Annotated in this window: 18 protein-coding genes and 3 pseudogenes; 12 read left to right on the top strand and 9 right to left on the bottom strand. The window is 74.5% G+C overall.

What is annotated here, in order from left to right; genetic code table 11:
• The 3 genes from SSNG_RS34335 to SSNG_RS34325 all read left to right on the top strand — a co-directional run.
• Positions 1–993: diacylglycerol kinase family protein (locus SSNG_RS34335; protein ID WP_128637614.1), on the top strand; the 993-nt coding region annotated here is incomplete at its 5' end.
• A gap of 5 nt (positions 994–998) precedes the next feature.
• Positions 999–1979: a YihY/virulence factor BrkB family protein gene (locus SSNG_RS34330; protein ID WP_007268569.1), complete on the top strand. Its 981-nt coding sequence runs from the start codon at positions 999–1001 to the stop codon at positions 1977–1979.
• Positions 1972–2778: a phosphatase PAP2 family protein gene (locus SSNG_RS34325; protein WP_007268568.1), complete on the top strand. Its 807-nt coding sequence runs from the start codon at positions 1972–1974 to the stop codon at positions 2776–2778. The genes SSNG_RS34330 and SSNG_RS34325 overlap by 8 nt, the downstream gene beginning before the upstream one ends.
• 25 nt (positions 2779–2803) lie before the next feature.
• On the opposite strand, the gene SSNG_RS34320 is transcribed toward SSNG_RS34325, so the two are convergent.
• Positions 2804–3334, bottom strand: a complete 531-nt coding sequence (locus tag SSNG_RS34320) for a protease inhibitor I42 family protein (protein ID WP_007268567.1) — start codon at positions 3332–3334, stop codon at positions 2804–2806.
• A gap of 284 nt (positions 3335–3618) precedes the next feature.
• On the opposite strand from SSNG_RS34320, the pseudogene SSNG_RS44475 reads away from it, so the two are divergent.
• Positions 3619–3735: pseudogene (locus tag SSNG_RS44475) on the top strand (DUF4440 domain-containing protein); the annotation flags it as partial.
• 51 nt (positions 3736–3786) lie between these two features.
• On the opposite strand, the gene SSNG_RS34315 reads toward SSNG_RS44475, so the two are convergent.
• On the bottom strand, positions 3787–4206 hold the full coding sequence (locus SSNG_RS34315; protein WP_007268565.1) for a DUF4345 domain-containing protein: 420 nt from the start codon (positions 4204–4206) through the stop codon (positions 3787–3789).
• A gap of 82 nt (positions 4207–4288) precedes the next feature.
• Between SSNG_RS34315 and SSNG_RS34310 the strand changes: the two genes are divergently transcribed.
• Together SSNG_RS34310 and SSNG_RS34305 are read left to right on the top strand one after the other, a co-directional pair.
• A complete protein-coding gene (locus SSNG_RS34310) occupies positions 4289–4924 on the top strand; it encodes a TetR/AcrR family transcriptional regulator (RefSeq protein WP_007268564.1) in 636 nt (211 codons plus the stop codon).
• 297 nt (positions 4925–5221) lie between these two features.
• Complete coding sequence (locus tag SSNG_RS34305; RefSeq protein ID WP_007268563.1) at positions 5222–5527, top strand: hypothetical protein; 306 nt, start codon at positions 5222–5224, stop codon at positions 5525–5527.
• Between the two features lie 581 nt (positions 5528–6108).
• On the opposite strand, the gene SSNG_RS34300 is transcribed toward SSNG_RS34305, so the two are convergent.
• The gene (locus tag SSNG_RS34300) at positions 6109–6837 is read right to left on the bottom strand and encodes a DUF2625 family protein (RefSeq protein ID WP_007268562.1); all 729 of its coding nucleotides are present in this window, start codon (positions 6835–6837) and stop codon (positions 6109–6111) included.
• Between the two features lie 22 nt (positions 6838–6859).
• Positions 6860–7438 (bottom strand): annotated as a pseudogene (locus SSNG_RS34295) (helix-turn-helix domain-containing protein); the annotation flags it as partial.
• A 185-nt stretch (positions 7439–7623) separates the two neighbouring features.
• Here SSNG_RS34295 and SSNG_RS34290 point away from each other — a divergent pair.
• The 5 genes from SSNG_RS34290 to SSNG_RS34265 all read left to right on the top strand — a co-directional run bounded on the left by SSNG_RS34290 (position 7624) and on the right by SSNG_RS34265 (position 12093).
• The gene (locus SSNG_RS34290; protein WP_007268560.1) at positions 7624–8364 is read left to right on the top strand and encodes an SDR family oxidoreductase; all 741 of its coding nucleotides are present in this window, start codon (positions 7624–7626) and stop codon (positions 8362–8364) included.
• A gap of 43 nt (positions 8365–8407) precedes the next feature.
• On the top strand, positions 8408–9088 hold the full coding sequence (locus tag SSNG_RS44470) for a nuclear transport factor 2 family protein (RefSeq protein WP_007268559.1): 681 nt from the start codon (positions 8408–8410) through the stop codon (positions 9086–9088).
• Between the two features lie 10 nt (positions 9089–9098).
• Positions 9099–10544 carry an alpha/beta fold hydrolase gene (locus SSNG_RS45490; protein WP_007268558.1) on the top strand — a complete coding sequence of 482 codons (1446 nt, stop codon included), beginning with the start codon at positions 9099–9101 and terminating at the stop codon, positions 10542–10544.
• 154 nt (positions 10545–10698) lie between these two features.
• Complete coding sequence (locus tag SSNG_RS34270) at positions 10699–11412, top strand: SDR family oxidoreductase (RefSeq protein ID WP_007268557.1); 714 nt, start codon at positions 10699–10701, stop codon at positions 11410–11412.
• 168 nt (positions 11413–11580) lie between these two features.
• Positions 11581–12093: a metallophosphoesterase gene (locus SSNG_RS34265; protein WP_042804627.1), complete on the top strand. Its 513-nt coding sequence runs from the start codon at positions 11581–11583 to the stop codon at positions 12091–12093.
• Positions 12094–12122: 29 nt separating this feature from the next.
• Here SSNG_RS34265 and SSNG_RS34260 read toward each other — a convergent pair whose 3' ends face one another.
• Positions 12123–12785 (bottom strand): hypothetical protein, encoded by a 663-nt coding sequence (locus tag SSNG_RS34260; protein WP_007268555.1) that lies wholly within the window; start codon positions 12783–12785, stop codon positions 12123–12125.
• Positions 12786–12951: 166 nt separating this feature from the next.
• On the bottom strand, positions 12952–13524 hold the full coding sequence (locus SSNG_RS34255; RefSeq protein ID WP_007268554.1) for a dihydrofolate reductase family protein: 573 nt from the start codon (positions 13522–13524) through the stop codon (positions 12952–12954).
• A gap of 308 nt (positions 13525–13832) precedes the next feature.
• Between SSNG_RS34255 and SSNG_RS34250 the strand changes: the two genes are divergently transcribed.
• The gene (locus SSNG_RS34250) at positions 13833–14960 is read left to right on the top strand and encodes an acyltransferase (RefSeq protein WP_241695305.1); all 1128 of its coding nucleotides are present in this window, start codon (positions 13833–13835) and stop codon (positions 14958–14960) included.
• A gap of 53 nt (positions 14961–15013) precedes the next feature.
• Here SSNG_RS34250 and SSNG_RS38385 read toward each other — a convergent pair whose 3' ends face one another.
• The 3 genes and pseudogenes from SSNG_RS38385 to SSNG_RS42675 all read right to left on the bottom strand — a co-directional run.
• Positions 15014–16198: a cupin domain-containing protein gene (locus SSNG_RS38385; RefSeq protein ID WP_007268552.1), complete on the bottom strand. Its 1185-nt coding sequence runs from the start codon at positions 16196–16198 to the stop codon at positions 15014–15016.
• Positions 16195–17154 (bottom strand): thiopeptide-type bacteriocin biosynthesis protein, encoded by a 960-nt coding sequence (locus SSNG_RS34240; protein ID WP_042804626.1) that lies wholly within the window; start codon positions 17152–17154, stop codon positions 16195–16197. The genes SSNG_RS38385 and SSNG_RS34240 overlap by 4 nt, the downstream gene beginning before the upstream one ends.
• Positions 17151–18121 (bottom strand): annotated as a pseudogene (locus tag SSNG_RS42675) (hypothetical protein); the annotation flags it as partial. The gene SSNG_RS34240 and the pseudogene SSNG_RS42675, both read right to left, overlap by 4 nt.

Raw genomic sequence — 18121 nt, 5'->3', positions numbered from 1 at the left:
GGCTGCGGGGCGGAGCTGGCCGAGCGGGTGCGGGGCGTGCTGCGCCGCCACGGGTACGCCGACCAGGCGTGGACGGAGACCTCCGCCGAGGACGCCGCGGGCGGTCTCGCGGGGCGGATCGCCGGGGAGGACACCGCCCTCGTGGTGGTCTGCGGCGGCGACGGCACCGTACGGGCCTGCGCCGACGTGCTGGCCGGCACCGGGATCCCGCTCGCGGTGGTCCCCTGCGGCACCGGCAACCTGCTGGCGCGCAACCTGCGGCTGCCCGCCGATCCGGCCGGGGCGCTGGAGGCCGCCCTGTCCGGGGAGACCGCGCGGATCGACGTGGGCCGGGTCGGGGGCGACGGGCCCGGGGCCGCCCGGTTCACCGTCATGGCGGGGGCCGGCTTCGACGCCGCCATGGTCGGCGGCACCTCGGCGCGGGCGAAGGAACGCCTCGGCTGGGCCGCGTACGTGCTGTCCGCCGTCCGCCACCTCCGAGACCCCCGGATGCGCCTGTCGATCCGGCTCGACGGCGGCCCCGCGCGGGAGCGCCGCGCCCGCATGGTCGTCATCGGCAACGTCGGCACCCTGCAGGGCGGACTTCCGCTGCTGCCCGGAGCCCGGCCCGACAGCGGCCGGCTGGAAGTCGCGCTGCTCGATCCGCGCGGTGTCCGCGGCTGGCTCGCCGCGGCGGCCCACCTCGGCGCGTGCATGCTGCCCGGCCGCCGGTCGGCGGGAGGAGCCCGCGGCGAGTACGGCCCGGTGGCCGGCGGGGCGCTGGAGTACTTCAGCGCCGCACGCGTCGACATCCGCTTCGCCCGCCCACAGGCACGCGAACTCGACGGCGACGTCATCGGCTCCGGCACCCGGCTCACCGCGGAGGTCGAGCCGGGCGCCCTGCGGATGTGGCTGCCGCCGCGCACGGCCGGGAACGCGGACGCACCGAGCGGCCCGCACAGCCCCGCGACGGCTGAACCGGCGCCTCGGATCAACGATTTCGACAGGGGGTGACCGACATGGGAACCGCGACACGGGTACCGCAGCGCAAGGACGTGGCGGCCGTGGCGGCCGAACTGGAGGTGGAGGGCGAGGAGTTGTCCGCCGAGGAGGCGGTGGCCGCGCTGCGGCGCCACGGCGGCTGGAGCCTCGTACGGGATTCCTTCATCCGGTTCCGGTACGCCGACGGCTTCAGCCATTCCAGGGCGCTGGCCCTGCAGACGGTGCTGTCGATCGTCCCGCTGGCCATCGCCGTCATCGGGCTGTCCAGCACGCTGCACACCGAGGACATCGGGCGCGTCGCGGAACTGACGATCCGCAGTCTCGCGAGCGGGCCGAGCCGGCACGTGGTCGACGAAGCCCTGGCGCAGAGCCGTCACCGGGCCGGGGACGGGGGCCTGCTCGCCCTCTGGCTGGGCCTGCTGTTCTCCGTCGTGAACGTGACCACCGCCCTGTGCCAGGTGGAGCGGGGCGCCAACCGCATCTACGGAACGGAACGCGACCGGCCGTTCCTGTCCAAGTACGGCCGGGGGCTGCTGATGTCCGTCCTGGCCGGCCTGCCCCTCGGGCTCAGCTTCGCGGTCACCGTCCTCGGCGCCCACCTGAGCCGCGCCGTCGCGGAGGTGTACCACCTCGGCGCGGGCACCATCCGGGCCTGGGACCTGCTGCGCTGGCCCGTGGGGGTGCTGCTGGCGCTGCTCGCCACCAGCGCCGTCTTCCGCCTCTCCCCCCGCCGCGCCCAGCCCGGTTACACCTGGCTCGCGTTCGGCGCGACGGTGTACCTGGTGCTGTGGCTGACGGCCACCTGGGGGCTGAGCGCGTACGTCGGGGCCGGCGGCTCCTTCGCCAGCGTGTACGGGCCCCTCAGCGCGTTCGTGTCGCTGCTGCTGTGGTCCTACCTGACCTCCTTGGCCCTGTTCCTGGGGCTGGCCTTCGCCGCGCAGTTGGAGGCCGTACGGGCCGGGGTGAGGGAACCGGTCACGGAGGACCCCGGTGTGTGACGGCGCGCCCGGGACGCGCCCGGGACGCACCGACCGGCTCCGTGGCCGCCCGGGGCCCGACGCGCGGTTCGGCGCGCGGCTGCTGGCGACGGTGTCGGCCACCGCGCTGGTGTCCGTACCGTTCGCGCTGGCCCTCGTACTGGTCGAATCGCAGTGGCCGCCGCTGGCGCGGCTGGACCGGGGCACGGCCGAGCGGCTGCACGCGGCCGCGCTGGAGCATCCGGCGTGGGTGCGGCTGCTCGGCGTCCTGACGGACGTGGTCTGGGACCCCGTGACGATGCGGCTGCTGGTGGCGGCGCTGGTGGTGTGGCTCCTCGTGCGGGGTGCGGTGCGGCTGGCGGCGTGGGCGGCCGTCACCGCGACGGCCGGGGGCCTGCTCGGCCTGCTGGTGAAGCACGCGGTCGCGCGGGCCCGGCCCCACCTGCCCGACCCGGTCGCCCACGCGCCCGGCTACTCCTTCCCGTCCGGGCACGCGATGACGGCGACCACGTCCTGCGCGGTGCTGCTGCTGGCGCTGCTGCCGCTGGTGCCCCGGCGCCTGCGTCCGGTGGCGTGGGGGCTCGCGGCGGTATCGGTGGTGGGCGTGGGCTACACCCGGGTGGCGCTCGGCGTGCACTGGGTGAGCGACGTGGTGGGGGGCTGTCTGCTCGGCCTGGCCGTGGTGACGGCGACGACCCTGGCGTTCGAAGCCTGGCGGGCGGACGTCGGGCGGCGGCGCACCACGCCCGCGCAGGGCCTGGAGCCGGAGATCCGCTCGGAGCACCCAGAGCCGCCGGTGGGTGCGCCGGAGCGCCCCTGAGCGCTTCCCGGCGGGGTGTTCCGGCTCAGCCGACGGTAACGGTGTAGGTGATGCGCTCGGGCGCCTGCGCGGGGGGTGTGGCCGTGGTGGTGGGTACGGCCGAGGGGCTCGCCGTCGAGGGGGGCAGGGAGGCGGTGTTGCCCTGGCAGGTGGTGAACGTGCAGTGCAGCAGCGTGAACCGCGTGGTCCCCTTGCCCTTGGCCTCGAAGGTGAAGGTGAGCCGGCCTCCGGCACCGGCCGTCCCTTCGGCGCCGGAGTCCGCCGCGTAGGCCTGGCCGCGGCTGAGCAGCACGGAGCGGTCGGGCTCCGGGTCGACCAGGTACCAGTACTCGCGGGTGGAGGCGTTCTGGCCGACGGTGAGCGTGAAGCGCTCGCCCGGCTCGGCGGTGATCCTCGTGTCCTTCACCGGGCGGCTCGTGGCGCGGGCGCCCGATCCGCCCGGGCCGGAGTCACAGCCGGTCGTGAGCGCGAGGACCGCGGCCGCCGTGATCGCCGTGGCCGCCGCACCGCCCCTGGTGCCGGGGAGGACGTCCGTCGTACGCGTGTGGGAGATCATCTGGAAGCCTTGCCGTGCAGCCGTCGGTGGAGTCGTCCTCGATGACCCGGGTGCCCGGGCCCCTTGGGCCCCTCAAGCATGTCACCCTCCTGGGCGACGACGGTCCCTCGCGGCGAGGCCGGGGCGGGGGCGGGGGCGGGCTGCGCTCCCCAGTCCCACAGGGGCTGGAGCACCGGGCCGAGGCGGTGCCCGCTCGGGGTGAGAACTGGCCGAGCGGCCCGAAGAAGGGCCCGCGGTGTTCGCCGAGCGGTTCAACAGCGGCGACGCCGCCGCGCTGGCGGACCGGCCGCGACGGCGTGCCCGTACACGTCGAGGGTACGGCCACCGACGTGGCCCGGCGGGGTCCGGACGGCCGGTGGCGGTACGCCATCGACAACCCCTTCGGCCCTGGGGCCGGCTGACGTACCGGTTGATCGAGGGCGCGTGGAGGGCCTCGCCGCGCGCGGCGCGCCTCAGCGGTTCGGGGCCGCCCGCTCCTCGGTGTCGGTGCCCGCATCCGCGTCCGCATCGGCCAGCCAGAAGAACACCGGTGCCAACGCCAGTTCGAGGGCCGTCAGCGCCACCTGGAACCAGTGCGGCCATCCGGCCACCGCTAGGGAGAGCAGCCGGCCGACCGCGCCCAGCAGGAACACCCCGGCCAGCGCGCGGACGGCCGGCGCGGGCACGGTTTGCTGCCGGGCCGCCCAGAGCCAGGCCAGACCGTATCCGGCGAAGACCGCCCCGAAGAAGCGGCCGAGGCTGTCGATGGTCGGGCCGGCCGAACCGGCGCCGGGGACGGACAGGTTGCCGAGCAGTACGTGCGCGAGCCCGATCGCGAGGCACGCGTACCCCATCGCCTGCGCGAGCACCCGCAGGATCCTGGCCTTGGTCATGGCTGATCACCCCTCCGCCTACTTGACGCGTGTCCACCAAGCTAGCCGCCACTACTGGACGCGTGTCAAGTAAGCTGGCGAAATGCCTGCCGCTCCTCCCACTCCTCCTGCTCCCCGCAAGCGACTCAGTCCCGCCGAACGCCGGACCCAACTCCTCGGCGTCGCGGCGCGGCTCTTCGCCGCGCAGCCCTACGACGACGTGCTGATGGAGCACGTCGCCGAGCACGCCGGGGTCTCCCGCGCGCTGCTCTACCAGCACTTCCCGGGCAAGCGGGACCTCTTCGCCGCCCTCTACGCGCAGGTCGCCGACCAGTTGCTCGCCCAGACGCGGCTCGACCCCGCCGACACGCTGGTGGAACAGCTCACCCAGGGCCTGGACGCGCACATCGCGTACTTCGCGGAGAACCGCAACACCGTCCTGGCCGCGAACCGCGTCCTCGCGGGCGACCCCGTGATCCAGACGATCATCACCGGTGAACTCGACGCGCTGCGCGAGCGGCTCCTCGGCGTCCTCCCGCTCGCCGACGGCGCGACCCGCCGCGCCGCCGTGTCGGGGGTCCTCAAGAGCTGGCTGGTCTTCGTCCAGGTGCTGTGCGTGGACTGGCTGACGCAGCAGACCTGCACCCGCGCCGAACTCCGCGACGTCTGCGTCGGCGCCCTCATCGGGGCGATCCGACCCCTCCTCGACGAGGACCCCGCGCCCGACTGGCCGCGCTAGGGCCTGTCGTCAAACTCCCGTCTGCCCCGCGACGCCTGGCACGCGCTCTCGCCGCACCGGGCGAAAGCCAAGTACGTCCAGTACGCGGGCTTCCGCCCGGCGCACCGAGAGCACGCACCAGACGCCGCAGGGCCGCCCTCCGGGCGACGACGGGAGTTTGACGACAGGCCCTAGGCCACACCTCGCGGGCTCCGCCGTACGGATGGACTCGGGCCGTGCGGCGCCCGGTACGGACGTTCGCCGGGCGGGGCGGCCTACCTTCGCACTGCTCCCCCGCCCTCCACGAAAGGCAGAACCGTGCGATCGATCCGCTGCGCCCTGACCGCCCTCGCCACCGGCGGCATCCTCCTCGCGGGCGCCTCCGTCGCCTCCGCCGACGACGGCTTCACCGTCTACGCACCGATCAACAACACGTACTCGATCGTCTTCGGCGACCTGCAACAGGTCGCCGGCGACGACGTCTTCAACGCCGGCCACGACAACACCGTCGGCTCCCACAACGGCACCGCACCCGCCGGCGACCTCGGCACCCAGATCCTGAGCAACGAAGCCTTCAGGCAGGGCGCCGCCGGCCAGTGGACGAGCCACATCCTCAGCCAGTGACACACGGCACGCGCTGAGCGCGGGGACGCGTCACCGGGCGTCCCCGCCCTCCCCGGACGAGTGGGGGTGATGGAGGAGATCACCAGGCTCGGCTCGGCACGCCTGGCGGCCGATCGGGATCCGTCCGTGCGCGTGTTCCTTGCGATAAACGAGCATCTGCCGCCTGAGCTGTTGGCTGTGCTGGCCAAGGATCCAGGACCAAGCGTGCGCGCGCCCCTTGTCCGCCCCTGCCGGCATGCGCCGGAGCCGGTGCGCCGGGCTCTGCTCACCGACTCTGATCCAACGTCCGCAGGGATGCCGCTTCCGTGTACCCGCCGCCGACGGACCTGCTGCCTGCTTTCCTCGCCGATCCACAGACCCGTGCGATCGCCGTCCGGTAGGCCGGTCCGTCCGCGGAGCCGGCCGCTGACCCGGATTCCTGGGTTCGCATTGCCGACTGGTTCCTGTCCTTCCGCCGAAACACCCACGCCTGCCCTCCGCGTGCGCCGGCTCCGCCCGAGCTCACGCGCGAACAGGCGGAGGACCTCCTCGCCCGTGCCGGCCTGTAGACGTGCCTACGCCCGGCGGGCGGGTGAGCCGGTTCATGCGGCGCCGAGGAAACCCGGGTCGGCGCCGTCGAACTGCAGGCACGAATCGCGGCTGAGGCCCAGGAGTTCCGCCATGGGCACCGCACGACGGCTGGTCGCCGGCAGGTCCTGGCGGGCCTCCGCCGACCACAGCGGCGGAAAGAACGACAGCCCCTGCCGCCCGTTCAGCACGGAGACCTCACCGCGCCAGCCGTCCCACCGCAAGCCCCCGTAGAACTCCTCGAGTCCCCCGGCGAGGATCCAGGACAGCCAGGCCGAGTGACCGGCACCCAGGGCCTCCCAGCCCAGGGCGTCGGGGGCGAAGTAGACGACCTCCCCCGGCTCGCCGGGCCGGCCGACCGCGCGGGGATCGCCCCCGTTGAGGGCGAAGACTCCGCCCAGCACATCGTGCGCCACCACCAGGCCCGCCCCCGGCCGCCACGCGGGGTCGAAGGCCGACGGCATCGCGTTGACCTCGGCCAGCCCGGGCAGGCCCTCGGCGCCGGAGGCGCCCGGACTCCCGTAGACCCGCAGCCATCCGCTGTCCACGAGCAGCCCGCCGCAGTTCAGCACGATCCCGCCCAGGTTCGACCGGGCGGAGATCTGCAGCTGCCGTAGGCCGGCGCGGCCCGCCTCGGCATCGCCGGGCAGCACCTCGACGGGAACGCCGGTGCCGGACAGCTCCTCAAGGAGGACCGGCCAGGCCGGATCATCGACGTCGACCAGCTCATGGACCTCGCGCATCCCCGCATCCTCGCACCACCGCCAGGTGGCGCAGGGGTGCGCTGTCGGGGGCCAGGCCCGCCGTGTGGCGGAGGTGGGCTGCGACGGCCTCCGCCGTGTCGGCCCACCGGGTGTGGAAGGGCTGGGCCGCGGGATCCAGGAAGACCATGCGGGCCAGGTTGTCGGCCGGTGTGAAGGGTGCGTAGAGGGCGTCGGCCAGCGCGTTGGCGGCCAGGACGTCCAGGGTCCCGTTGATCACGAACGCGGGGGCGGCGGTGAAGCCGTCGAGCATCTGGCGCAGGAAGGGGCTGATCTGCCGGCGGTCCACGGGGGCGGGCGGTCCGGGCAGGGTGGTCCCGGCCAGCTGGTGCAGGTGGGTGCGGGCGTCGGGCTCCAGGTGCAGGGCGCGGGCGAGGGCGTCGAGGAGCTGGGGGGAGGGGCGGCGTTCACGTCCCTGTTCGAGCCGGGTGTAGTAGTCGGCGCTCATGCGGGCCAGGAAGGCGACCTCTTCGCGGCGCAGCCCGCTGACCCTGCGCCTGCCGTGGCTGGGCAGGGCGGCGTCTTCGGGGCTGAGCGCCGCGCGGCGGGCGCGTAGGAACTCTCCCAGCTGGTTGTCGGGCATGCCGTCAGGTTAGGCCGTCGGGAGGGGCGTTGCCCGGGTGGGTGTTGCCCGGGTGCGGTGCACCCAGGCAACACCCGTCCTGGCAGGCGGGCCGCCGGCTGCCCAGACTCGGTGACGCCGGCTGGGCCGGCCGCCCCGTCGGGGCCGGTCCGGCTCTGCCCGTTATCGAGAGGAAGAGACAGCACATGACGAAGGCACCAGCCAAGGCCGTCGCGATCACCGGTGCCAGCAGCGGCATCGGTGAGGCGACCGCCCGTCGCCTTGCGGACGACGGCCATCACGTGTTCCTCGGTGCCAGGCGGACCGACCGGCTCGACGCGCTGGTCCGCGAGATCACCGCGCGGGGTGGGAGTGCGGCCTTCCGCGCCCTGGACGTCAGCAGCGCGGCGGACGTGCACGGCTTCGTGGCGGCTGCCCGCGAGCGCTTCGGCCGGCTGGACGTGATGGTCAACAACGCGGGCGTGATGCCGCTCTCGCCCCTGGCCGCGCTCCGGGTCGAGGAGTGGCACCGGACCATCGACGTGAACGTCCGCGGGGTGCTGCACGGGATCGCCGCCGCACTGCCGGTGATGCGCGCCCAGGGCGGCGGTCACGTGGTGAACATCGCGTCCGTCGGGGCCTACGAGGTCTCGCCGACGGCGGCCGTCTACTGCGCGAGCAAGTTCGCCGTCCGCGCGATCTCCGAGGGGCTGCGCCAGGAGTGCGGGGACGGCCGCATCCGGGTCACCCTCGTCTCCCCCGGGGTGACCGAGTCCGAACTCGCCGACTCCATCGGCGATCCGACGGCCCGGGAAGCGATGAAGGCCTACCGCGCCGTGGCCCTGGCGGCCTCGGCCGTCGCCGACGGCATCGCGTACGCCGTCTCCCAGCCGGCGGGGGTCGACGTGAACGAACTCGTGATCCGTCCCGCCGCGAGTGCCCAGTGAGCCGGGGCCAGGGACCGGGAACCCGGGGACCCGGGGCCCGGGCATGACGTACGAAGACCTGTCGCGCCGCTTGCGGGTGCTGGAGGACGAGGCGGCGCTCCGCGGCCTGCTCCTGCGCGGGTGGAGGGCCCTGGACCGCAAGGACTGGGCCACCTGGGCGGCGTGCTGGGCCGAGGACGCCGAGCTGGACTTCGGCCCGTGGGGGCCGATCCGGGGGAAGGAGGCTATCCGGGTGCGGGTGGAGGAGGCCGAGGCGTCCTTCGTGAGGATGCAGCACCACATCCTCAACCTGCACGTCGAGGTGACCGGTCCTGGTACCGGTCCCGGTACCGGTACCGGTACCGGGACCGGTTCCCGGGCCGTCGGCAGCGGCTACATGTGGTTCGTGGCCGTCACCGACCCCGGTTCGGCCGCCGGCCCCTACTCCATGGGCGGGCCCTATGACTGGGAGTTCCGCCGGGACCCGCGGCGCGGCTGGCTCGTGGTCCGTCAGCGGCTCGGCGTCTGGTGGACCACCGCCGCCGGCGGGAACGCCGCCCCGGAGGCCTTCGCTCCAGCGGATTCGACGAGGGGGCGGGGCACGACCGACACCCGGACACGACCGGCGTCCCCGAGGCCTCTCCCGTTCGAACAGCAGCCCTGGTCGTCATCCAACGCCGGAGCCTGCCGGGAATCCCCCGCACCCGGCGCCGGGCGCGCGACGTGGCCCGGCAGCCCCGAGTAGGGTCGGCCGGGTGACAGAGCACCAGAGCCTCACCGTGAACGGCGTCCGGCTGGCGTACCAGGTGGCCGGGCCGGTCGGCGGCGACCCGCTGCTCCTGCTGCCGGCCCTGGGCGAGACCGCGGACGACTGGGCCACCGTACGGGACGCGCTCGCGCGGGACCGCCGGGTGTACGCCCTGGACCTGCGGGGTCACGGCCGCAGCGAGCGGGCCGGCGCGTACTCGCTGGAGCTGATGCGGGACGACGTACTGGGCTTCCTGGACGCCGTCGGCCTGGACCGGGTGGACCTGGTGGGGCACTCGATGGGCGGCGTGGTCGCGTTCCTGGTGGCGCAGCACAGCCCCTGGCGGGTGGTCCGGCTGGTGCTGGAGGACGTACCGCCGCCCCTCCCCCGCGAGCCGCGCGCTGCCGTGCGGCCCGAGGGGGAGTTGGCCTTCGACTGGGCGGTGGTGCCGGCGCTGCGGTCCCAGCTGGACCGCCCGGACCCGTCCTGGCTGGAGGGCCTTGCCCTGATCACGGCCCCGACCCTGGTGGTGGGGGGCGGGCCGGACAGCCACGTCCCGCAGGAGGGCCTTGCCGACCTCGCCCGCCGGATCCCGGACGCCCGGCTCACCACGATCCCGGTCGGCCATCTGGTGCACGCCGCCGCCCCGGCGGAGTTCACCGAGGCGGTCACCGCCTTCCTGGCCGACATACCCGACGGCGAGGTCGCCCGCCGCTGGCTCGCCGAGGACGGCATCACGCAGACCGGCCCCGATGCCTGGTACGACGCGGAACCGCCCGTAGAGACCCTCACCGGGGAGGACGTGTGCAACGGGCTCGGTTCGATGGCCTTCACCGACGAAGGGCTCGATCTGGCGGGCAGGTTGCGGGTGGCGCTCGGGCTGATGGACCTGCTGGGCGGGCACGTCCTGGTGACCTGGCAGATCCACTCGGCCCATCTCGGGCCCGAGGGACCGCTGCCCGCGGAGCCGCTCTGGGGCGGCTACCGCCGCAGGCTGGAGGCCGTCCGGGAGTACCCGGCGATCGCCGAGTCGCTCTGGTCCGACTGGTTCGAGGTCTGGCAGACCGCCGGGGAGGCCTTCGCCGAGGTCCTCGGCAACGACCGCGACCGGCTGGAGGTCGGCGCCCCGGAGCCGCTGCTGCGCCGGGCGCGCCGGGTCCTGGAGGTTTCGGGCCCGGTGCCGTGGGAGGCCAAGGCCGCCACCTACGAGGCGGCGGCCCGGGTGCCCGAACTGCGGCCGGCCGTCTTCAGGGCCCTGCGGGCGAGCTACCACGACGTGTACGGGCAGCTCGAACCGGAGCCCGCGCTCGCCCTGTTGGACCGGCTGGAACTCCCCGCCGGTACCGAGCACCTGGCCGCGCTGCGGCGGGTGCTCGCCGCCGGACACCGCAATCACCACCGCAGCCCCGAGGCATGGAGCGAGGCGCGGCGCACGCCGGGCGACGGCCGGTGAGCCGGTGAGCCGCTGAGCCCTCCGGGTCAGGGCTCGGGACTACGTCCATGGCCGCATACCGGCTGCGACCCTGGTCCGATCCGCACCGCCGGCACCACGGCATAGCGTGCCGACTGGCTGACCGGATCACGTTGGTCCGCGCCGAGGAGGAGTCATGAGCACCATCACGCCGGTATCACTGGTCACCGGCGCCAACCGCGGCATCGGGCTGGAGACCGCGCGCCGGCTCGCCGCGCTCGGCCACACGGTCCTGCTGTGCGCCCGCCGGCTGGAGGACGCCGAGCGGGCCGCCGCCGGCCTGGCCCCCGGAGTACCCGGCGCCGGCGCGCTGCTGCCGCGCCGGCTGGACGTGACCGAGGACGGCGGCGTCCGCGCCCTCGCCCGCAGCGTCGAGGCGGAGTTCGGGCGCCTCGACGTGCTCGTCAACAACGCCGCCGTCAACTACGACACCTCCCGGCGCGCCGTCTCCGTCGACCTCGACGAGGTCGAGCGCACGCTGCGGACCAACCTCTTCGGCCCGTGGCGGACCGCGCAGGCGTTCCTGCCGCTGCTGCGCCGCTCGCCCCACCCCCGCGTGGTGAACGTCTCCAGCGAGTCCGGCTCCCTGGAGGCCATGTCGGGCGGCACCCCCGCCTACGGGGTCTCGAAGGCCGCCCTCAACGCCCTGACCCGCAAGCTCGCCGACGAGCTGCGTACCGAGGGGATCCTCGTCAACGCCGTCTGCCCGGGCTGGATCGCGACCGACATGGGCGGGCCGGGCGGCGGACCCGTCGAGGAGGGCGCCGCCGGCGTCGTCTGGGCCGCCACCCTCCCCGACTCCGGGCCCACCGGCGGTTTCTTCCGGGACGGGAAGCCGCTCGCCTGGTAGACCCGCGTCCTGCGGCCGGCACCGCGACTCCCGGTCCCGTCAGGCCCGCCGGCGCGCGGGCCCTCCCGAGACGCGGTGGAGGCGGCGATCAGGGAACACGCCGAAGCCCCCACACCGGCCGGCGCCGACCTACGCCCCGTCCCGTCCGGGGGCGGCTAGCGTGGGTCCGTGGAGCTGCTGCTGGTATCGGACACGCACGTTCCCGCGCGGGCCAGGGTGCTGCCGGCGGAGCTGCTGGAACGCGTCCCGCGTGCGGACGTCGTCATCCACGCCGGGGACTGGACCGACACGGCCACGCTCGACCTGCTCCAGCAGCGGGCGCGCCGGCTGGTGGCCGTGTACGGGAACAACGACGGGCCGCCGCTTCGGGCCCGGCTGCCCGAGGTCGCGTACGCGGAGCTGGGCGGTCTGCGGTTCGCCGTGGTGCACGAGACGGGCCCGGCGCGGGGGCGTGAGGAGCGCTGCGCCGCGCGGTTCCCGGACGTGGACGTACTGGTCTTCGGCCACAGCCACATCCCGTGGGACACGACGGCGGGAGACCGGCTGCGGCTGCTCAACCCGGGCTCCCCGACCGACCGGCGCCGCCAGCCGTACTGCACGTACATGACGGCCCGGGCAGCGGACGGGCGCCTCACGGAAGTCCGCCTGCACCGCCTGGCCGGAGCGCCCCGCGGGTTCTGACCACCCGCCTCCGAGGGGGTCAGGCCCCTCTACCGTTCGGCGGGGCCGCCGCTCTGGGTGCCGAGTTCGTAGATCCGCTCTTGGAGCCGTTCGTCGGCCCAGTCCAGGCCGACGTTCAGGTCGAACCAGTGCCGGTCCCTGCGGGGCTCGGGTGATGCCAGGTTCACCGCCGCCCAGGAGAAGACGCCGAGGAGGACGGAGCGCCCGTGCTGCGTCGCGCGCACGGACAGCGCGAACGGCGCGGCGAGTGCCGCGCGGGTGACCAGCAGGGTCTGTCCGTCCTCGGAACGGCGCCCAGCCGTGAGGAAGCGGGGTGTTTCGAGGATCTTGACCCACTCGACCACCGCGTCCGCCACCTGGGCGCGCAAGGACTCCTCGATGCCGGTCCGGACGGCGGCCGCGGGGTCGTCGCCCATCCAGCCGAGCCAGTGGTCGGGGTCGGTCAGCTTGCCGAAGTCGTCCTGCGGGACCCCGTGACGGGGGTTCTCCTGGTACTCCCCCGTCAGCTTGCCGCTGCTGTCCACCAGCCACGCGCCGCGGATCGCCTCCGGAGGAACGTAGCCGTTCGGGTCGTCGATGTACGCCGTGTCGATCTCGGCGACGCTGCCACCGGGATTCGCGGCGGCCTGGGCCGACAGCGCCGGATCGTCCGGTATGCCCTTGCGTCGGCTTCGCCGGCCGAAAAGCCCCACGTTCCCACCCCGCCCCTCACTGCCGGCCGTCCCGTTGCCCCCATTCTGCCGGATGGGGGCGGACGGGGGCGGGGTCCCGGGCGGCGCCGGCCGTGAGCAGGTCCGGGTCCCCGCCCCCGGCGCGCGGTCGGCAGCCCGGCGGGTTCGCCGCCGGGCTCGGGGGGCGTCAGCGGACGACGTCGAAGACCTGCTTCTGCAGGCCGTTGGCGTACGCCTCGTGCTCGACCAGCTTCAGCTTCTGGGTGTCCCGGTCCGAGCCGCTGAACAGCCGCTTGCCCGCGCCGAGCAGGAGCGGGAACACGAGCAGGTGGTAGCGGTCGATGAGACCCGCGTCCGAGAGGCCTCGGTTGAGGGTGGCGCTGCCGTGGATGATGATCGGGCCGCCCTCGGTCTCCTTCAGCGCGGCGACCTCGTCCAGCGAGCGGAGGATCGTGGTCTCCCCCCAGTTCGTGACGAGCCGTTCCTCGGTGAGGGTGGTGGAGACGACGTACTTCGGCATGAGCTTGTAGTCGGCGAAGTCCGCCATGTCCGGCCAGACGGGGCTGAACGCCTCGTAGCTGGTCCGGCCCAGCAGGATCGCGGACGCTTCCCTCTGCTCCCGCTCCTTGATCTCGAAGGCCTCGGGAAGGAACTCCACGTCCTTGAAGGTCCAGCCGGAGTTCCGGTAGCCGGGCTCGCCGCCCGGCGCCTCCACGACGCCGTCCAGCGAGACGAAGGCGGAGCTGATCAGGGTTCGCATGTGGTTCCTCCGGAAGGTGGTCTGGGCCGGTCGGTCGGTCGGTCGGTCGGTCGGTCGGTCACCATGTCAGACCGGGATCCGTGCCGGAACTCATCGGCGTCCAGGCAGGTACCAGGGACCACCCCAGGCGGGTACTTCGGGCAGCCCCACCGCGCCGGCCGACCGTCAGACCCTTCCCGACAGGGTCGGCGCCGGCGTGCACGCTGTACTGTTCCGCTGATCTTTACGCGGCGGTAACAGGACTGCAGTGCGAGCGAGGGGGCGGGCGAAGGATGAGAACGCGCGGGTCAGGCGGCGAGCCTCAGCGCTTGGCCGTCCTCGACGGCATACGGGTCCTGGCCGCGCTGGCCGTGCTCTTCTACCACTACGTCGTCCTGGCCAGCGCCTGGGGCCGGTCGACCACCGACGTCTTCCCGGTCGCCCGCCGGTTCGCCGTCTACGGCTGGCTCGGCGTCGAGGTCTTCTTCCTCGTGAGCGGGTTCGTCATCTGCATGAGCGCCTGGGGCCGCAGCCTGGGCGATTTCGCGGTGTCCCGGGTGGCGCGGCTCTTCCCCGCCTACTGGACGGCCGTCGTCCTGACCTCGCTGGTGCTGTACGCCTGGCCCGAGGTGCGGTCGATCGCACGGTTCACCGATGTCGTGGTGAACCTGTCGATGCTCCAGGGCGGCCTCGGGGTCCCGCACATCGACGACGCGTACTGGACCCTCTTCGTGGAGCTGAAGTTCTACGCCCTGTTCGCGCTCGTCGTCATGCGCGGGGTGACGTACCGCAACTGCGTGCTCTTCTGCGGGGTCTGGACCCTGGCCGGGGCGGTGGCCCCGGCCATCGACAACGGGGTGCTGTCCTTCTTCGCGATACCGTCCTCGTCCCCGTACTTCATCGCCGGCATGGCCTTCCACCTCATGCACCGCTTCGGGCCGAACGCCGTGCTGTGGGCCGTCGTCGGCGTCCAGTACCTCCTCGCGCAGCACTACGTGCGCGACCGCATGATCTCCAGCCTCGGCCGGGCCGCCGCCGAGCAGACGCCGTCCTGGCCGGCCCACGTGATCATCCTGCTCGGCTTCGCCGTGATGGCCGCCCTCGCGCTCGGTGTCCTGGACGGCATCCGGTGGCGCTGGCTGCGCCACGCGGGCGCGGTCACCTACCCCCTCTACCTGATCCACATGATGGTCGGGCTGACGGTCATCCACCACTTCCGCGACCGCGTCGCCCCCGTCCCCCTCGCCCTCGGCACCACCGCCGGGATGCTGGTGGTCGCCTGGGTGGTCCACCGTTTCGTCGAACGGCCGCTGGGGCGGCGGTTGGGCGCCGGACTGCGCCGCGGGATCGAGGACGTCCGGGCGGGAACCCCGGCCCGGCCCGTCCTCCACCGGGTGCCCGCACAGCCGACCGCGCCCGAAGCGGAACGGATCCCCACCGGCGGCCACCGGGCCTGAATCCGGGCCGCGGAGGAGCGGCGGGAGACTGCCGAGCGCCCGCCGTCCAGAGGTCAGTGGCTGCGGGTGATGACGCCCTCCGCGCTGAGGCGCGTCAGGAGGGCGGTCGTGCCCGGGGTCGGGGGGAGGTCGCAGGGGCGGAAGCGGTCGAGGGTGAGGAGGTCGGCGAGGAGCGGGGTCATCGCCGCCGGGAGGGTCAGGCCGCGGGCGCCCAGGGTGAGGACCAGGCGGTCCCCGCGCGTCTCGGCGTTCAGGACGGCGTGCGCGTTCACCGTGTACTCGGCGTCCTCGTCCGCTTCGGGTGACAGGACCTCGCGGGCCGGGTGGCGGACCGGAGAGGGGAATTCGGGGGCGCCGGCCGCGCGGACCAGGTCGACCAGGGCGGAATCGTCCGCCGTGGCCAGCCACTCCGTCAGCTCGGCGCGCAGGGCCGCCATGTCCTTCTCGGCCGCCGCCCGGTCCCGGAAGAAGTCCGTGCTCAGCGGGAAGCGGCCGGGCAGACCGGGGGCGCGGGCGGCGATCCGGGTCCACGCCCAGTGGCCGGTCCACTCGTACAGGCTGATGGTGAGGTGCACCGACGCGGTATCCGTGCTGCGCGCCGAGTGGACCCAGCCGCGCGGGAGCCAGAGGCAGTCTCCGGGCTCCAGGGTGAGGGTGCGGCCCGAGCCGTCGTCCTCGGGCAGGGGCCTGCCCGTTTCGTGGCTGAGCGGTTGCGCGAGCGCGGGGTCCTTCAGGGTCCACCGCTTGCTGCCGTGGATCTGGACGATGAAGGAGTCCTGGGTGTCGTAGTGGTCGCCGAAGCCCTGCGAGCCGGCCGGTGTCACGTACGCGTTCACGTTGACCGGGCGGCCCAGGTCGTGGCCGAGGCGCCGGCCGAACTCGGCGAGCGGGCCGGTCAGTTCCTGCAGCCCCTGGAAGACGAGGGTGGCCCCCTCCGCCAGCAGGCCGGAGATCTTGCCCGGGTCGGCGACGTCCGGGTAGAGCAGGCCGCCGTGCAGGCAGGACGCGTCGGGGACCTGCGCGCCGTCGCGGATGACCCGGAACGCGGGCCTGCGCAGCGCCCGGTCGGTGAGCAGGACGTCGACCTCGGCGAGGCCGAACAGGTCGGAGAAGTCGCCCGCGGCGCGCCGCAGCCGGGGTTCCTCGGGCAGGTGCGCGGCGAAGCCGGGCGGGTCCTCGACCAGGCGGCCGAGGGCGGTGCGGCGGGGCGCTGCCAGCGCCCGGGAGGTCGGGGTCATCGGGTGCTCCGGGGAAGGTCGGCGGGGTGCGGGGGGAGCGGTGCGAGCCGTGCGTAGGTGAGGAGTTCGTCGGCGATGCCGAGGCCGAGGCGGTTGTGCAGCATGTGCAGGTGGGAGAAGAGCAGCCGGCCGGGCTCGACGCCGGGGGTGGCGCGCCACACCGCGGCGGCTGCGGTCAGTTCGCGCTGCCACGGGGCGAGCGGGCCGGTGCCGGACCCGGCGGCCGCGAGGACGGCCCGTTCCTGCTCGGCCTCCCCAGGGGCGGTGCCCGCGGCCGCCACCCACTGGTCCACGTCGTCCGGGCCGTGGCCGTAGCCGAGGAGCCAGCGCCGCCACGAGGCGAGGCCGTGCGCGCGGAAGGTCTCCGCGTCGGGGCCGTCGCCGAGCGCGGCGGCCGCGCACGCGGCGGCGCCCAGGGCGAACAGGGCGCGGGCGCGGCGGCCGCGCGGCCGGGAGGCGAGGAAGCCGAGGACGAGGGTGCTGGAGAGCGTGAACAGGGACTCGGAGAGGGGCATCAGTCCTTCGCCGCCGTAGCGTTCGTACTCCGGCTCGTACGCCGCCCCGTACACGCCCGTGGGCAGCGGGGGCGTGCCCGGGGGCAGGGCGGAGCCGTCCTCTCCGGCGCGGGCGAGGCGCTGCGCCTCGCGCCCGAAGGCGGCGTCGCCGACGGGTGCCTCGCCGTCGCGCAGGGCCGCGGCGCCGGGCAGGGCCTCGCGCAGGCGGCGTTCCGTGGCGTGTGCCTCGTCCGGTGCGAGGCCGGCGATGCGCAGTCGCAGGTGCGGGCCGGCCTGCCAGTAGCGTACGAAGAACCAGGGCCGGCCGGGGTGTGCGGCGACGGCCGGGGCGACGGCCTCGTGCAGGACGCGGTCGTGGACGGTTTGTGCGGACGAGGGCAGGTGAAGGTGCCAGGCCGTCCAGGTGCCGGTCGTGTCGGGGGTGTGGTCGGTGGTGGTCACAGGCGCATGTCCCATACCTGCTCGGTGAAGCGGCCGGTGCCGCTGATGACGGAGAGCAGCACGGTCTCGTCGGGCTCCAGGCCGAGCAGCCGCTGCGCGGGGATCTCGTCGAAGGCGCGGGCCGGGCGCGCATACAGGCCGTGCGCGGCGGCGGACAGGGACAGGCCCTGCGTCATCCAGCCGGCGGCGTACTGGGCGAGCGTCCATCCGGCGGGGCCGAACTCCTCGACCAGGCGGGCGGGACGGGCGGTCAGGAACCACAGGGTCGTCGCGTGGCGCACGTCGCAGCCGTTGCCCGGGGTGAGCGGGTAGCCGTACTCGCGTTCCAGCCGGGCGTGGAGTCTGGTCCCGGCGGTGTCCCGGGCCTCGACGCGGGAGCCCCGCACCTCGTAGCGGCCGGCGGCGAAGCCGTCGACGTCCTGGACGACGGCGGTGACGCGGATCGCGTCGGCCACCGCCCGCAGCGGGCCCGGCGGGGGCACGGACAGCCAGGCCGCGGCGTCGGTGAGCGCGGTGTGCGGGACCTGGCGGCGTCGGCCGTTCATCCCCGAGAGGCGGCGCGGCATCCGGCCGGCGGTCCGCTCGAAGAGGACGTCCGCCCAGGACGGGCCGCGTTCCCCGGGGAGCTCGGGTATCGCACCGGCCAGCGGCGCGGCCGGACCTCCACCCCGCTGGGTGCGGTTGACGGCGACGACCTCGGCGAGGGCGGGATCGGGGCACGCGGTCCCGTCCCCGCTGGGTCCGGCGGACCCGGCGGACCCGGCGGGCGCGACGGGCGCAACGGGCGCGGCCTGCGGGGCCGACGCGGTCGGCGGCGCCGGAGTCTCTACGACCAGGGGCAGGGTCCACTGCCAGGCCGGAGCCAGGCCGAGCCCGGCCGGCAGCTCGGCGCCGTCGGCGCCCGGGAGGCGCAGCCTGCCCGGTACGCCGAACAGTTCCATGGCGACGGCCAGCGCGCGCAGGTTGA

Origin of the sequence: Streptomyces sp. C (assembly GCF_000158895.1) — a bacterium.
In the GTDB taxonomy this organism is placed as follows: domain Bacteria; phylum Actinomycetota; class Actinomycetes; order Streptomycetales; family Streptomycetaceae; genus Streptomyces; species Streptomyces racemochromogenes.
Note: the sequence above shows the minus strand (reverse complement) of the source record. Positions and strands in the feature narration are given on the sequence as shown.

Excerpts from the sequence above, each read along its gene's own strand:
- SSNG_RS44470 (WP_007268559.1), top strand. The coding sequence starts at position 8,408 with ATGACGTACGAAGACCTGTCGCGCCGCTTGCGGGTGCTGGAGGACGAG.
- SSNG_RS34290 (WP_007268560.1), top strand. The coding sequence starts at position 7,624 with ATGACGAAGGCACCAGCCAAGGCCGTCGCGATCACCGGTGCCAGCAGC.
- SSNG_RS34320 (WP_007268567.1), bottom strand. The coding sequence starts at position 3,334 with ATGATCTCCCACACGCGTACGACGGACGTCCTCCCCGGCACCAGGGGC.
- SSNG_RS34315 (WP_007268565.1), bottom strand. The coding sequence starts at position 4,206 with ATGACCAAGGCCAGGATCCTGCGGGTGCTCGCGCAGGCGATGGGGTAC.
- SSNG_RS34330 (WP_007268569.1), top strand. The coding sequence starts at position 999 with ATGGGAACCGCGACACGGGTACCGCAGCGCAAGGACGTGGCGGCCGTG.
- SSNG_RS34255 (WP_007268554.1), bottom strand. The coding sequence starts at position 13,524 with ATGCGAACCCTGATCAGCTCCGCCTTCGTCTCGCTGGACGGCGTCGTG.
- SSNG_RS38385 (WP_007268552.1), bottom strand. The coding sequence starts at position 16,198 with ATGACCCCGACCTCCCGGGCGCTGGCAGCGCCCCGCCGCACCGCCCTC.
- SSNG_RS34300 (WP_007268562.1), bottom strand. The coding sequence starts at position 6,837 with ATGCGCGAGGTCCATGAGCTGGTCGACGTCGATGATCCGGCCTGGCCG.
- SSNG_RS34310 (WP_007268564.1), top strand. The coding sequence starts at position 4,289 with ATGCCTGCCGCTCCTCCCACTCCTCCTGCTCCCCGCAAGCGACTCAGT.
- SSNG_RS34270 (WP_007268557.1), top strand. The coding sequence starts at position 10,699 with ATGAGCACCATCACGCCGGTATCACTGGTCACCGGCGCCAACCGCGGC.